Origin of the sequence: Alteromonas sp. RKMC-009, from assembly GCF_003584565.2 — a bacterium.
Lineage (GTDB): Bacteria > Pseudomonadota > Gammaproteobacteria > Enterobacterales > Alteromonadaceae > Alteromonas.
The window spans coordinates 4,303,653-4,318,953 of record NZ_CP031010.1; the positions used below are offsets into that span (position 1 = coordinate 4,303,653).

The following is a 15,301-nucleotide window of genomic DNA, read 5'->3' on the forward strand; positions in this document are numbered from 1 at the left end:
ATGACAGAACGATATTTGATACCCAGTGTGGTGCATGCCTGCGAAGTTTTCCGCTTGCTGGCCAGCAGAGATCGCGGCATGACCATGCAGGAACTGGAAGCTGCACTGGATCTGCCGCGAACCACGGTTTTCCGTTTACTTCGTACGCTGGTCGCCGAAGAGATGCTGGAAAAGCGCGGCAAAATTTACTTCTGTGGTGCCAATCTGATGCAGTTGGGTCTGCAAATCATTCACTCAGATCGCATGCAGCAAATGGCCATACCCCATATTCAGCGTCTGGCTCTGCGTACCGGTCATACTGCGCATCTGGCTGTACCGAATCACGGTAAAGCGCTGATCGTCGAAGTGTTCGACAGCCCGAATCCGTTAATGGTATCCAAACGACCTGGTGTAGAAGCCCAAATGCACTGCTCTTCAACAGGGAAGGTGTTTCTGGCGTTTTTGTATTACGACAATCTGGAACTGTTGCTGGCCGAACATCCTATGGAACAGCATACGCCGTTTACCATCACTAACATCGCCGATTTACGCAAAGAGCTTAACCGGGTACGGGCATTAGGTTATGCCGTTGACGAAAGAGAATATAACAAGGACGTACGGTGTGTTGCCGTTCCTGTGCGCAATAGCCTCGGCACCGTAGTGGCATCGGTAGGTATCACCGCACCGGCCGCTGTATTCCCTAAAACAGCCGTGCCTAAAGTGGCTGAAATGGTTAAAGAAGCAGCCAGAGGCATCTATAAAGATGCCTATCAGCTTGAACGGGTAAGTAATTAGGTCGGTGCCTGTGACAGCAGATTCGCTTTTGAATACAACCATGCCACGCTGCCTGCTTGCCGGCGAAGTGATGGTGGAATTATCCCGCGCGGAACCCGGATTGTTCAGGCAGAGTTTTGCCGGCGATGTTTACAATACGGCGGTATATCTCAAGCGCTGCCTGCCCGCCTGCGAGGTGAGCATGCTAACCGCTGTGGGACGGGATCCCTTTAGTGTAGCTATGAAACAAGCCATGGTTGAGGAGGGTATCAACACCGGCTTCATACTCACCCATCCCGGAAAGGGGCCGGGACTCTACGCCATTCATACCGACGCCAGCGGAGAAAGAAGCTTTCAGTACTGGCGCAATGACGCGGCAGCAAGGGAGTGGGTAACGCTGTGGCAGCAAACCCTCACCGGCTCAGAACCATCACCTTTACCGCAGGCAGATTTAATTTATCTGAGCGGAATTACACTGGCGGTGCTGGATGAAACCCAACGGGCTTTATTGTTCGACTGGCTGCATCAGGCAAGAGAAAGCGGCACCAGAGTAGCATTCGATCCTAACTACCGGCCGCAACTGTGGGCATCTGTTGATGAAGCCGCAGTATGGACCCGACGGGCTTACCGTATTGCTGATATCGCCTTTCCCGGCATGGATGAACACAAACTGCTTTTCGGTCACAAAGACTGTTTTGATGTGATGGATATTGTAGCTGGCTGGGGCGTGAAAGAAGTTGTTGCGAAGAACGGAACCGACCAGATACGCGTGCTGTTTAATGAAACTATGGTGACCATTCCCGTGACACCGGTAGCCCATGTTGTCGATACCACCTCGGCGGGTGACGGATTTACCGGCGGCTATCTGGCAGCACGCCTCGACGGAAAAAGCGTACGTCAGGCCGCGCAGCAGGGGGCTGACGTGGCGGCCACCATTATCCGGTTTCCGGGAGCCATAGTGCCGGAACCCGCTTTCACAGAGGCTTTAAACCGGCTCCGCGACACAGAAACTACTGCCCGTCCGGAAACGGCAGGATAAACCGGGGTTCGTAGCCCCTTCGTTATTTACGGAAAAATAAGAAGACCGCACATGCTTGAAAAACAACGGCATCAACTGATCATCAGTGCCCTGGATGAAACCGAATTTCTCAGTGTGAAAGATCTCTGCTCACAGTTAAAATCGTCAGAAGCCACCATCCGCAGGGATTTAGTCAAGCTGGCGGCACTGGATAAAATTCGCAAAATTCGTGGCGGTGCGCAGGTAAAAGAGAATGCGGTACGGGATAGCAAACCCGGGCTATCTGCCAGCATTTTTGCGCAGGACAGAAGCCGTAATGCGAACACTAAGCGTATGATTGCCAAAGCGGCCACCCAGCTCGTTCAGGACGGTGAGGCTATCATTATAAACGGTGGTACATCGACGTTCATGATGGCAGAGTTCCTTGCAGACAGAAAACTGAACATCCTGACTAACTCATTCATTCTTGCCCACGAACTGCTGGAAAGCAGCCAGAATCAGGTTGCCCTGCCCGGCGGACAGGTTTACCGCCACCAGAGCATTATTCTCAGCTCGTTTGAAAACGATACGACGCAAAAATACCGGGGCAGCATGATGTTCATGGGGTCACCGGGCGTCAGCGAATTTGGCATCATGGAAACCGACCCGCTGCTTATTCTCGCAGAACAGAAGCTTCGCAAACGGGCTGACAAACTGGTGGTACTGGCTGACAGCACCAAAATCGGTGTGAAAGGCAACCTGCTTTTCTGTGGTCTGGAGGAAGTAGACATTGTAATCACCGACAGCCAGGCCAACCCTGAAGCTGTGCAACGTATCAGGCAGCATGGCGTGGATGTCATGATTGTTGAGGCGTGTGGTTAGTACCGCGCCTCCGTGTTTCCCGCCGCAAGCCCCTCCGCCCAACATTAGTGCAATTTGCACTCTCCACGCTCAACATTCAGCTAAATAGCATATTTATTCACCAGAAATTATCTTGTATATATCTATAAAAACTGAAAACCTCGCTGCACTTTAACTGAAATATTAGTAAAGCCATCCTCATAAATACGAAATTCAACGCGATAAATAGGATACTCACACTATACAAAAGTATCAAAGGCAGACTTATTGCACCCGCAATCCTTAAATGTATATACCTATTAAAATACTACCTGCATAAGGATGCGATAATGAAAGCCACACACACTGCTTCTCTTTCTCCGCTTTTCAAACGTTCCGCACTGTGCTTTTTCGTCACTGCGGCGATGTCTTCCGGTGCTGCTTTTGCTCAGGAACCGGCAAATGCCACAACACCGGCCAGTCAGTCAGATTCTGACCTGCTGGAGCGTATAGAAGTTACCGCCACCCGCCGCACCACCACACTGCAGGAAACGCCGGTGGCGATATCCGCATTGTCAGGCAAAACGTTGAAGCGAACGGGGATCACCAGTGTGAGCGAGTTCACGAAGATGGTGCCGGGAATGCGTATTGAGGAAAGCAGCCCCGGGAATCAGCGGATTAGTTTACGTGGCGTGACAGCACCGGGCGAAGGAACGGTGGGTATTTACTATGATGAAACGCCGCTGAGTGGCTCAGTGGGGGTTAGCAGCAATGCCGGAGGCCGCCCTCCGATGGCGTCATTATTCGACGTAAACCGTGTTGAAGTGGTTCGCGGACCACAAGGCACATTGTACGGCGCAGGCTCAATGGGTGGTGCTATCCGTACTATCTTTAACAAGCCCATTGATGATTTCGAAGGCGCGGTAGAGTTATCAACCGGTACCATTGAGCATGGTGGCACAACGTCATCAGTTGATGCCATGGTAAACGTTCCGCTGATTGAAGGTGTACTGGATGCCCGTGTGGTCGGTTTCAAAAAATCCAGTGACGGTTATGTTGATAACACGTTTCTTGGCATCGAAGACACCAACGATTACGACAAAGAAGGGGGGCGCATTATGCTGCGGTACACCCCAAGTGAAGATATCACGCTGGACGCCATGTACCTGATGGACTCCACAGAAGCCGGTAACGGCCAGTGGCATCCCACAGTTGGCGAATTGGAGTCGGTATCACAAATCAACCAGCCCTTTGAAGATACAACCAAGTTATACAGCGCAACGCTGAACTGGGAGATGGATTTTGCCACGCTTACTGCCACTACCGGCTATTTTAAGCGCTGGACCGAGTTCAACATGGATGACAGTTATTACATCGACACCTACCTCACAGAAGACCGTTGTCAGTCGCGCTGGAACGACGGTACGGCCTGTGATGAAGCGACCCTGACGGAATACTACGATTACGTCAACGGGCTGACGCCGGCAGTGTTGCAGCATAAAGGTTATATGACCAACAAGACCCACGAAATCCGGCTGACTTCAAATATGGAAACCGCCATTGACTGGACCGTCGGTGCCTTCTATCAGAAACGGAATGACTACGTACAATCTCAGGATGGCGCAGCTGACGCTGCAACCGGCGAGCTGATCGAGCCGATGGAGCTATTCTACCGCCGGTATATTCTGGATGATCTTGAGCAAAAAGCGGTGTTTGGCGAAGTTACCTGGCATACGACAGACAAGCTGGCACTGACCGTGGGTACCCGCTGGTTTGATTACGACAAAGTCGTCACCGGTGAAACCACTGATGCATGGGAACTGATCAACGCGTTTAAGAAGCCCCGCACGTCGCAGGAATTTTCCGAAAGTGACTTTATGTTCAAATTTAACGCGGCGTGGGAAGTTGATGCTGACATGATGGTCTATGCCACTGCAGCAGAAGGGTTTCGTCCCGGCGGTGCGAATAACGTAATCGGACTGGAAGAAATGCTTACCGGCTATCAGTCAGATTCTTTGTGGAACTATGAAGCCGGTTTCAAAAGCTCCTGGCTAGACCGCGATGTGCAATTTAATGCTGCGGCTTACCTGATTGACTGGGAAAACATGCAGGTGCGCGGGCGGACGACAGACGGCGCATTCTCCTTCTTATCCAATGCCGGGACAGCACAAATCACCGGCCTCGAGCTGGAAAGTGGCTGGCGCGTAACAGATGACTTCCTGCTTACCGGAAATATGAATTTCCTGAATGCTGAGTTAACCGCCGATCAGGTCAGTGATGTGATTTTAGCGCCTGGTCAGGATGGTGACCGCATTCCTTACATACCTGAAGTAACCGCCATGATTGCGGCCACCTGGACACTGCCGGCCCTGATTGACGGCTTCGACGGTTCGGTCCGTGCCGATGCCAATTATGTGGGCTCTTCCTACTCTGAACTGCGACCCGACGACACCTATTATCTGAAGCTCGACAGCTACACCTTGGCAAATGTCCGCTTCAATCTGGATAACTACGACAACGGCTGGGGTTTATCGCTGTACGTGAACAACCTGTTCGACAAGAACGCCATAACCTATATCAGCGGCAGTTCATCATATCCCAATGTGTTTGCCAGTAGCGCTCAACCCAGAACAGTTGGTATAACCGTACGTAAAGACTTCTTCTGACGGACACTCAGGCAATGGCACTACAGTGCGGTTGCCGGATAACAACATTAAAAAAGGAACAAATATGACTATTTCCAACGGGGCGTTTTTAACAGCAAAGCCCGTTAAATCCTTTAGAAAGCTGGCTCTGGGTTTGATGATCAGTGGCTTGCTTGGCACCTCTGCGCCGGTACTGGCACAAAACGATGCCATACCTGCTCCGGTTGATGTACTGGGGCACGCCCCGGGTGATGATTTTTATCTGGCGAATTACGAAGATTCACTGAAGTATTTTCATGCGCTGGCAGACAGCACGGATAAAATGCAGATGTTCACGGCGGGTAAAACCACGCAAGGTAAAACCTTCGAATACGCCATCATCTCCACACCGGAAAACCTGGCGAAGTGGGAAGAGTATAAAGCCATTTCCCGCAGGCTGGCTGACTCCAGAGATTTGACGGATGAGGAAGCCCGGAAACTGGCTGCCACCTCAAAAATTATCGTTCATATTGATGGCGGTATGCACGCCTCTGAAGTGGCTGACCATCAGCTCCCTATCAAACTGGCTCATACCATGGTGACCTCAGACGACCCGAAAATCAGCCGCATCCTTGACGATGTGATTCTGGTTTTATGGCCAACCCTGAACCCGGACGGACAGGACATGGTGGTTGACTGGTATCGTCAGAACACCGGAACAGAGCACGAAACCAGCCCCATGCCGTGGCTGTATCAGGAGTACGTCGGCCACGACAACAACCGTGACGGCTACATGCTGAATATGACAGAAAGCCGCTCTGTCACCGCTCAGGTTCAGGAGAATGCGCCTGCGATTTTCTATTCCCAGCACCAGAAAGCGCCTTTCCCTGCCCGGATTTGGGTACCGCCGTTTTCAGATCCTATTTCAGAAAATATCGACCCGCTGGTACGACACTGGACCAGCCTGATTGGCATGCACATGATTGGCGAGTTCGAGCACCAGCAGTTACCGGGAGCTATCGCGCAGGCCCGGTTTGACAACTGGTTCCCGGGCTTTCTGGATTACACCCACGCCTTCCGCCACACTATTTCCTATTTCACGGAAACGGCTCTTCACCTTTACGCCACGCCCTGGGAATACGATGCCAAAGACTTTCCGGATAACCGCAAAGATCTGAAGCCTCAGGTGATGTATCCGTCTCCGTGGAAAGGCGGCAAATGGACGCTGGGTGATGCCGTACACTATATGGAAGTGGCTTCGATCTCTACGCTGGATACTGCATCACGCTACCGCGAGCAAATCTTGTATGACCGCTATCAGTCAGGTCGCGATACCGTCGCCCGTTTTAAAGAAGAAGGGCCTTTTGCCTGGATAATTCCGGCTCAGCAACACGATTTATCAGAGGCCGGTGAACTGGTTGAAGTCATGCTGCGCCAGCAGATTGAAGTGTATCAGGTAAGTAAATCCGCTACATTTGGCGACACCAAAGTCGCTGCAGGCAGCTGGGTTATCCCCATGGATCAGCCGTTCGCCGGACTGGTACAGGAGTTGTTTGAACGTCAAACGTATCCTGCTACCTTTGTTGATAAAGACGGCCTTCCGGAAAATCTGCCCTACGATGCCACAGGCTGGACTTTACCCCTGCAAATGGGTGTGGATACAGTAGCGCTGACATCCAAATTGTCTGAGCGCGACAAGAAGAAACTGAAAGCTGTTACAACAGTAGATCTGCCCTCCGGTATTGAAGGCCGCGGTAATGTATTTGTTGCTCCTCAGAATCAGAATGCCAGCTTCGCCCTGATTAATGCAGCCCTTGCAAAGGGTGCTTCGGTAAACCGCGGAATGCATGACGAGCAACCCGCATTCTTTATTTCAGGGATAGACAAAGACAGCGCTGAAGCGCTGGCCACAGCCCACGATGTTACTCTGCAAGGCACTTCCCGCGCACCTGAAAATGCGCAGGCAGTAGAAACAGCGAGAGTTGGACTCTACCGTCCGTGGAAACCGTCTATGGATGAAGGCTGGACCCGCTGGATATTTGAGCAGTACGGTTACAACCCGGTTACCCTGTACAACGACGATATGAAAGCCGGAGATTTACTGTCGAAAATTGATGTCCTGGTACTGCCGGACATCGATTTAAGCTGGATCACCGAAGGCTTCAGTGCACCTAAGAGCGACAGCTGGTATAACCGTACAGGTGGTGCCACAGAAGATCCTGTACCGGCAAAATATGCCGGAGGCATTGGTTCAGAAGGTGCACAGGCATTACGGGATTTTGTTGCCCGTGGCGGTAAACTCATTGCCTTCAACCAGGCGTCTGATGCCGCTATCAGCTTACTGGGACTGCCGGTAAAAAATGTCCTCGCCGGTGTGGGCAGTGACGTTTTCTACTGTGCCGGTGCGCTGGTACAAACCGAACTGAATAAAGAAGCTGACAGTGCCGCCACACAGGGCCTGCCGGACGACCCGGTAGTGATGTTCTCTCACGGTCCTGCCTTTGATACATTACCCGGCTTTGACGGCACCATATTGTCTTCCTATCCTGAAGAAGGTGACGTATTGCTGAGCGGTGTGTTGCTGCATCCCGAAGCTATCAATGGCAAAGCGGCTGCTATGGAAGTGAATTACGGTGACGGCGAGGTGTACCTGCTGGGCTTCCAGCCTCAATGGCGCGCCCAGTCACACGGCACGTACAAGTTTATCTTCAACAACCTGTACAAGTAACGCCACAACGCATAACTATGCAACCGGCTCTGTCAACGACTGAGCCGGTATTTTTGTTCCCTTTCTCAAATTATGTCTATACAATAAATTTATCATCCCCCGAATGGTAGCTACCATGACATCACACACTGCATCGCTTTCTGACTATACCCTTTTCGCCCGTCATGTTTTGCTCCCTGACGGCTGGCATCAGGATCAGCGCATCAGTATTGCCGGCGGGAAAATAAGTCATATCACACCGGCAAGCCCTGAACCTTCAGATCTTGTGATTGATGTGCTGCTTCCCGGCATGCCAAATCTGCACAGTCACGCGTTTCAAAGAGGGATGGCCGGGCTTGCAGAAGTGAAAGGACCGGGCGCAGATTCGTTCTGGACCTGGCGGCAGGTCATGTACCGCTTTTTAGAAAAACTCACACCGGACGATCTTACTGCGATTGCCACCCTTGCATACATCGAAATGCTGGAGAGCGGGTTTACCCGTGTAGGCGAATTTCATTACCTTCACCATGCGCCTGATGGTAAACCTTACAGCCAGCCCGCAGCTATGAGTGATGCCATCATCGATGCTGCCATCAGTACCGGCATCAACCTCACAATGCTTCCGGTTTTCTATGCACACAGTGGTTTCGGCGGTCAGGCGCCTGAAGCCGCACAGCAACGCTTCATTCACAGCACTGACGACTTCGGTAAACTCTATGAACATATTGAACGTCGGCTGCTGACTACAGACGGTGCCGTAACCGGCGTAGCCCCTCACAGTTTACGGGCGGTGACTGCAGAAGAGCTGCAGTTTTTAACATCGCTGGGGAACGGACCGGTTCACATTCACATTGCTGAGCAAATGAAAGAGGTGAACAGTTGTCTGGCCCATTACGGCGCCCGTCCCGTTCAGTGGTTGCTGGACAATCAGCCCGTGAATGCGCGCTGGTGTCTGGTGCATGCTACTCACCTGGATGAGGCCGAAATTTCTGCCCTTGCCCGTTCACAAGCTGTCGCCGGGTTGTGCCCTGTTACCGAAGCCAATCTGGGTGACGGCCTGTTTCCGCTTACCCCGTTCCTGGAGGCCGGCGGCCGCATTGGTGTGGGTTCAGACTCCAACGTGAAAATTGATGCGCCGGAAGAGTTGCGCCTGCTTGAATATGGTCAGCGTCTGCAACTGCAAAACAGGAATGTGAGCCAGCGTCATACAGGCGAACGCTGTGGTCAGTCTTTGTGGCAACAAAGCGTTGCCGGCGGCGCTCAGGCACTGGGCACGGCTCCCGGATTGCAACCCGGCGCCTGTGCCGATATGGTTTCTTTGAAAATCAGCGGGTTACCCGATATGCTAAGGTCTCACGATAATATTATCGAGCAACTGGTTTTCTGTCACAATAAAGACCTGATTGACTGTGTGTGGGTAAATGGCCTGCTTACAGTAAAAGAAGGCCGTCATGCCGGCAGAGAACACGCGCAACGCGCCTTCATTAAGACCATTAACAGAGTATTTCAGTAATGCCGCCAGAACCGCAGGAAAAAGGGGTCAAAGATACGCTGCACCAGACAATCTGCAACGATATTCGTCAGCAGATCTTGTCGGGCACCTGGCCTCCGGGTTACAAAATCCCTTTTGAGCATGAGCTTGTTGAGAACTACGGGTGCTCCCGTATGACGGTAAACAAAGCCATTACCTCTCTGGTAGATGAAGGATTGATTCACCGCCGCCGTCGCGCCGGCTCTTTTGTGGCGCGTCCGAAAATTCAGTCTGTCATTGTGGATATTCCTGATATACAAACTGAAATCGCTAACCGGGGGCAGCCATACGGCTTCTCTCTGTTATCACGGCGCAAACGCACCGCGCAGAAGCGGAAAACGGAAGAACTGGAACTGGGTGCTGACAATCCGTTATTGGAATTACGCTGTCTGCACCTGGCAAGTAACCGGCCCTTTGCACTGGAAATGCGTCTCATCAACCTGAATGCCGTTCCGGAGGCTGAAGGCATCACGTTTGAGGATGTGTCGCCGGGTCACTGGCTGCTTGAACATGTAGCCTGGAGTAAAGCCCAGCACCGTATCTCTGCCATTTCAGCCAATGCAGAACAGGCTGAAGCGCTGGGTATTGAAGAAGGTACAGCATGCCTGTTGCTGGAGCGTCAGACATGGCGTGGCGGCGAAGGGATCACCTACGTAAGGCAATTGTTTCCGGGCGATGCCTATAATCTTCTCGCCCGTTTCTCACCCGCTTTCGGTTAACCGCAGCCACCCTTTTTTAATGGTTGCGGCTTCCTGCTATAACAACATGGCAGCAACCCAACCGCCTGCCAATAAGGGTAAATTGTAGTGTAAGAAGGTAGGTACAACCGTGTCCCAGATATGGTTGTGCTGACCGTCTGCATTGAGTCCGGCAGTGGGCCCCAAAGTGGAATCTGAAGCCGGAGATCCCGCATCGCCCAGTGCACCTGCCGTACCCACCAGCGTGACAATAGCCAGCGGACTAAAACCCAGTTGCAATGCCAGCGGCACAAAAATCGCGGCGATAATCGGGACAGTGGAAAAAGAAGAGCCTACGCCAAGGGTGATCACCAGACCCACCAGTAACATCATCAGCGCGCCTAAGGCCTTGCTGTTATCAATCAACGTCGCACTGGTATCGACCAGAGACTGAATATCTCCGGTTGCACGCATCACTGCCGCGAATCCTGATGCTGTGATCATGATAAAGCCCACGTTGGCCATCATCTTCATGCCTTCAACAAAAACATCGTCGGCCTGCTTCCAGCGGATAACCCCGCTGATACTGAAGATCACAAAGCCCACCAGCGCACCCAGCACCATAGAGTCAAACATCAGTTGCACCACAAATGCAGTAATCACAGCAACGCCTGACACCGCCAGTGAACGGCCACTGTATTTCACCTCTGTATGCTCAGCCCGTTTCAGCTTTTTGTCACTGTATTCCCGCGGTTTGCGGTAGCTGATAAACACAGCAATCAGTAAACCGGCCAGCATGCCAAGGGCAGGCAAAGCCATGGCACGGATGACAGATACACCGGACACATCAGCGCCGCTTTCCTGTAGATTTACCAGCAGAATGTCATTCAGATAAATGGAACCGAACCCCACCGGCAGAAACATGTACGGGGTGATCAAACCAAACGTCAGCACGCAGGCAATGGCCCGGCGGTCCAGCTTCAGCTTTTGCGTGACCAGCAGCAGAGGCGGTACCAGCAAAGGAATAAAGGCAATATGAATAGGAATGAGGTTTTGCGAGCATACCGCCATCACTAACAAAGCAGCCATTACGCCATAACAGATAGTCCGTGCCAGCGCGGGATTTTCACCCTGCTTCTTATCAAGTTTTTTCAGTACCTGCCCGGCCAGCAGATCAGGAATACCAGAGCGGGAAATTGCCACCGCAAAGGCCCCCAGAAAGGCATACGACAGTGCCACCGTTGCGCCTGCACCCAGTCCGCTGTTGAAGTTATTCAGCGTGCCTAAGGTACCCAGACCACTGAGCAAGCCACCTGCAAACGTCGCGATAATAAGCGCTATAACTACGTGCACCCGCGCCAGACTTAGCGCCAGCATTATGCACACCGCAATCAACACTGAATTCATGCTTACCTCTTATGTCTATACTTATACTAATGGTGACAGGCAATTTTATTTTTATTGTTCTGTTATATCGGGGGCTGGCAATAAATACAAGACGCAACATAGATATTGCGATGAAATGGATAAATATTTGGATTTATATGACTATACATATTAAAAATTGTTGGCTATATTAAATTGAAATAGCGTCCACAGAGACAAGCGCATGAAGCAACAAGCTGAAAAGATTTGGGTGAATGCAAGGCTGGTAACCATGGCCGATCCCGCCGCCCCTCTGGCGATAACAGAAGACGGCGCCGTCGCGATGGCTGATGGCAAAATTCTGGCCGCCGGTCCTGCTGCCGCCGTCACTGCGCAGTATCAGTCTGACCAGGTTATTGACTTACAGGGCCTGCTGGTAACACCCGGCCTCATCGACTGTCATACCCATCTGGTGTATGCAGGCAGCCGTGCCAATGAATTTGAAGCCAGGCTGGAAGGGACCAGTTACGCTGAAATCGCCGCACAAGGTGGCGGCATTATGTCTACGCTCACCTCAACCCGCGCCGCATCAGAACAAACCCTGCTGGATGAAACCCTGCCCCGGCTCGACAGTCTGCTTGCACAGGGTGTGACGACGGTAGAAATAAAATCCGGTTACGGACAGGATATTGCGTCTGAACTTAAGCAGTTACGGGTTGCACGGTCACTGGCGCAGCACCGGGCAGTGTCAGTCTCCCCCACACTGCTGGCCGCGCATGTGGTACCGCCGGAATTTAAAGGCCGCGCTGACGACTATGTATCGTATGTGTGTGAACAGTTGATCCCGGCTGCACTGGCAGATGGCAACATTGATGCAGTAGACGCATTTTGTGAGCACATTGCCTTTACGCCACAGCAAACCAGCCGGATTTTCGACACTGCCAGACAAGCCGGACTTAAGGTAAAACTTCATGCCGGACAACTGTCAGATAATGGCAGCGTGTCGCTGGCAGCAAACTATCAGGCACTGTCTGCCGATCACATTGAATTTGCCACTGCGAAAGACGTGGAAGCCATGGCCGCTTCCGGCACCGTAGCAGTACTGCTGCCGGGCGCCTTTTACTGTTTGAGAGAAACGCAGAAGCCACCGGTTGAATTACTCAGACAACATAATGTCCCGATGGCTGTTGCTACAGATGCTAATCCCGGAACATCGCCGGTAACGTCACCACTACTTATCATGAACATGGCCTGTACCCTTTTCGGACTTACCGTTGCTGAAGCGTTCAGTGGTATGACAGTTCATGCCGCCGCTGCGTTGGGTCAGCAATCTCACACCGGCAGTCTGGAAGCCGGAAAGTACTGCGACCTTGCCTGCTGGGACGCACCGTCACCGGCACACCTTATTTATCAAATCGGACTTAATCCCTTACGTCGCCGAATCTTCAGAGGACTGGAAAAATGACAACAATAATAATGCAACCTGGTCAGGTATCACTTAAAGACTGGCGTACGATTTACGAAGGTGCACCTGCTGTTCTGCACGAAGATGCTTTACCCCGGGTGATTGCTTCAGAGCAGGCAGTACAGCGCATTATCGCCCGCAACAAACCGGTATACGGTATTAATACCGGCTTCGGAAAACTGGCGAATGTGCGTATTCCTGATGATCAGCTGGCACAACTGCAGCACAACATCGTCATTTCTCATGCTGCCGGTGTGGGTGAGCCGGCTCCGGTTAACGTTATCCGTTTGATGATGGCGCTTAAACTGGCCAGCCTGGGACACGGCGCATCCGGTGTGAAGCTGGAAACGGTTAAACTGCTGGAAGCTTTCCTGAATAAGGGCATCACGCCGGTTGTGCCGGAAAAAGGCTCAGTCGGGGCATCCGGCGATCTTGCGCCTTTATCTCATATGACTATGGCGCTCATCGGACTGGGCGATGTGCTGGTTGACGGCAAACAAATGCCTGCCGCTGACGCCATGGCTAAAGCTTCACTCACTCCGCTCAACCTCGGGCCGAAAGAAGGCCTGGCGCTACTTAACGGTACTCAATATTCTACAGCTCAGGCCCTGGCCGGGCTGTTTGCAGCACAACATGGCTTCGCCAGCGCACTCATTACCGGTGCCATGTCTACCGATGCAGCCAAAGGCTCAACTGCCCCGATGGATCCACGCATTCACGCCTTGCGCGGTCATCAGGGTCAAATCACCGTAGCCGCAGCACTGCGTGAGCTGCTGGAAGGCAGTACAATCCGCGACTCGCATCTGCAATGCGAGAAAGTGCAGGACCCTTACTGCCTGCGCTGTCAGCCACAGGTCATGGGTGCCGCTTTTGACTTACTTAATCAGGCCGCCACCACCCTGCTTACTGAAGCTAATGGTGTGTCAGATAATCCCCTTATTTTCAGTGATACGGATGAAGCCCTGTCAGGAGGAAATTTTCACGCCGAACCGGTTGCCTTTGCAGCCGATATGATTGCCATGGCCGTGTGCGAAATCGGTTCACTGAGCGAGCGGCGCATTGCCATGCTGGTTGATCCTGCGTTATCAGGCTTGCCGGCATTTTTGACGCCCCGTCCGGGCCTGAATTCCGGCTTTATGATCCCGCAGGTTACGGCAGCAGCCCTGGTATCTGAAAACAAACAACAGGCATTCCCGGCCAGTGTAGACTCCATCCCCACCAGCGCGAATCAGGAAGACCACGTTTCAATGGCCGCACACGGTGCACGCAGACTGGCTGGTATGAACACCAATCTGCAGCATATTCTGGCCATAGAATTGTTGATCGCCGTGCAGGGCATCGATTTGCATGGTGACATGAAAACCAGTCCTCATCTGGAAACCGTCAGACAAACCCTGCGCAGTGAAGTCCCTATGTTGCAGGATGACCGCTACATGGCAAAAGACATGGCTGCCGCCTTTGCGCTTATATCAGGTCCAGGCCTTACGGGACCGGTCGCAGAGATTTTTAACCCGGCGCAGTCCGGCGGAGCGTCAGCATGAGTACTGACTGGCTGGAGATCAGCGAGGGCAATACGCCCCTTGTGCTGAGTATCCCTCATACCGGGCTGACCATACCGGATGAAATAGCACAACAGCTGCAATGCGATAAAGAAACGGCACTGGCTGATACCGACTGGTGGGTAGACAAGCTATACAGTTTCGCGCCTGAACTCGGTATTACCGTGGTGCGCAGCCATATTTCCCGCACGGTCATCGATTTAAACCGGGACCCGTCCGGCGTATCGCTTTATCCGGGCCAGACCACCACACAACTTTGCCCGCAGGAACGTTTTGACGGCGTACCGTTTTATACCGCTCCGCTTTCTGAAGAAGAAACGGAATACCGTAAAGCCACGTGGTTTATGCCCTATCACAACGCACTGTCCCACCAGCTGAACCGGCTTAAGCGTCAGCACGGGCAGGTCGTCCTGTTTGATGCCCATTCCATCCGCTCGCTGTGCCCCCGTTTATTTGAAGGCGAATTACCGGGCCTGAATCTGGGGACAAACACAGATAAAAGTTGCCACAGCGACTACGCCACCATTGCATTTTCTGCGCTGCAAAGCAGCGTTCATTCTGCGGTAAGCAATGGTCGCTTCAAAGGCGGCTGGATCACACGTCACTATGGTAATCCGGGGCAAGGTATTCATGCATTGCAACTGGAAATTGCCCAGCGCTGCTACCTGCGTGAGCCGGCAGAACCCGGCCGGCCGGAATACGATGCGGCTTATGCTGCTCCGCTTCAAAACGAATTAAAACAGTTACTCTCCCGGCTGATTGACCGGGCAAAATCCTGAGGAA

At 52.4% G+C, this 15,301-nt stretch carries 11 protein-coding genes; 10 read left to right on the plus strand and 1 reads right to left on the minus strand.

Annotated features, from left to right (window positions below):
* From DS731_RS18860 to hutC, 7 genes are all read left to right on the plus strand, one after another.
* On the plus strand, positions 1–774 hold the full coding sequence (locus DS731_RS18860) for an IclR family transcriptional regulator (RefSeq protein ID WP_119502766.1): 774 nt from the start codon (positions 1–3) through the stop codon (positions 772–774).
* A 10-nt stretch (positions 775–784) separates the two neighbouring features.
* Positions 785–1,792 carry a sugar kinase gene (locus DS731_RS18865; RefSeq protein ID WP_150154325.1) on the plus strand — a complete coding sequence of 336 codons (1,008 nt, stop codon included), beginning with the start codon at positions 785–787 and terminating at the stop codon, positions 1,790–1,792.
* A 51-nt stretch (positions 1,793–1,843) separates the two neighbouring features.
* The gene (locus DS731_RS18870; protein ID WP_119502768.1) at positions 1,844–2,632 is read left to right on the plus strand and encodes a DeoR/GlpR family DNA-binding transcription regulator; all 789 of its coding nucleotides are present in this window, start codon (positions 1,844–1,846) and stop codon (positions 2,630–2,632) included.
* A gap of 308 nt (positions 2,633–2,940) precedes the next feature.
* Positions 2,941–5,256, plus strand: a complete 2,316-nt coding sequence (locus tag DS731_RS18875) for a TonB-dependent receptor (protein ID WP_119502769.1) — start codon at positions 2,941–2,943, stop codon at positions 5,254–5,256.
* Between the two features lie 64 nt (positions 5,257–5,320).
* The gene (locus DS731_RS18880; RefSeq protein ID WP_119502770.1) at positions 5,321–7,942 is read left to right on the plus strand and encodes a M14 family metallopeptidase; all 2,622 of its coding nucleotides are present in this window, start codon (positions 5,321–5,323) and stop codon (positions 7,940–7,942) included.
* Between the two features lie 115 nt (positions 7,943–8,057).
* Positions 8,058–9,434 (plus strand): formimidoylglutamate deiminase, encoded by a 1,377-nt coding sequence (locus DS731_RS18885; RefSeq protein ID WP_119502771.1) that lies wholly within the window; start codon positions 8,058–8,060, stop codon positions 9,432–9,434.
* Positions 9,434–10,171, plus strand: a complete 738-nt coding sequence (gene hutC, locus DS731_RS18890; RefSeq protein ID WP_119502772.1) for a histidine utilization repressor — start codon at positions 9,434–9,436, stop codon at positions 10,169–10,171. Before DS731_RS18885 ends, hutC begins: the two co-directional genes overlap by 1 nt.
* A gap of 36 nt (positions 10,172–10,207) precedes the next feature.
* Here hutC and DS731_RS18895 read toward each other — a convergent pair whose 3' ends face one another.
* The gene (locus DS731_RS18895; RefSeq protein WP_119502773.1) at positions 10,208–11,536 is read right to left on the minus strand and encodes a Na+/H+ antiporter family protein; all 1,329 of its coding nucleotides are present in this window, start codon (positions 11,534–11,536) and stop codon (positions 10,208–10,210) included.
* A gap of 202 nt (positions 11,537–11,738) precedes the next feature.
* Here DS731_RS18895 and hutI point away from each other — a divergent pair, with 202 nt between their 5' ends.
* From hutI to hutG, 3 genes are read left to right on the plus strand one after another with little or no spacing between them, the layout of a single operon-like run.
* On the plus strand, positions 11,739–12,959 hold the full coding sequence (hutI, locus tag DS731_RS18900; RefSeq protein WP_119502774.1) for an imidazolonepropionase: 1,221 nt from the start codon (positions 11,739–11,741) through the stop codon (positions 12,957–12,959).
* Complete coding sequence (gene hutH / locus DS731_RS18905; protein ID WP_119502775.1) at positions 12,956–14,500, plus strand: histidine ammonia-lyase; 1,545 nt, start codon at positions 12,956–12,958, stop codon at positions 14,498–14,500. Before hutI ends, hutH begins: the two co-directional genes overlap by 4 nt.
* Complete coding sequence (gene hutG / locus DS731_RS18910) at positions 14,497–15,297, plus strand: N-formylglutamate deformylase (RefSeq protein ID WP_119502776.1); 801 nt, start codon at positions 14,497–14,499, stop codon at positions 15,295–15,297. The genes hutH and hutG overlap by 4 nt, the downstream gene beginning before the upstream one ends.
* Positions 15,298–15,301: the final 4 nt, after the last annotated feature.

Coding starts and splice junctions, on each gene's coding strand:
- DS731_RS18860 (WP_119502766.1), top strand. CDS start 1: ATGACAGAACGATATTTGATACCCAGTGTGGTGCATGCCTGCGAAGTT.
- DS731_RS18870 (WP_119502768.1), top strand. CDS start 1,844: ATGCTTGAAAAACAACGGCATCAACTGATCATCAGTGCCCTGGATGAA.
- DS731_RS18875 (WP_119502769.1), top strand. CDS start 2,941: ATGAAAGCCACACACACTGCTTCTCTTTCTCCGCTTTTCAAACGTTCC.
- DS731_RS18880 (WP_119502770.1), top strand. CDS start 5,321: ATGACTATTTCCAACGGGGCGTTTTTAACAGCAAAGCCCGTTAAATCC.
- DS731_RS18885 (WP_119502771.1), top strand. CDS start 8,058: ATGACATCACACACTGCATCGCTTTCTGACTATACCCTTTTCGCCCGT.
- hutC (WP_119502772.1), top strand. CDS start 9,434: ATGCCGCCAGAACCGCAGGAAAAAGGGGTCAAAGATACGCTGCACCAG.
- DS731_RS18895 (WP_119502773.1), bottom strand. CDS start 11,536: ATGAATTCAGTGTTGATTGCGGTGTGCATAATGCTGGCGCTAAGTCTG.
- hutI (WP_119502774.1), top strand. CDS start 11,739: ATGAAGCAACAAGCTGAAAAGATTTGGGTGAATGCAAGGCTGGTAACC.
- hutH (WP_119502775.1), top strand. CDS start 12,956: ATGACAACAATAATAATGCAACCTGGTCAGGTATCACTTAAAGACTGG.
- hutG (WP_119502776.1), top strand. CDS start 14,497: ATGAGTACTGACTGGCTGGAGATCAGCGAGGGCAATACGCCCCTTGTG.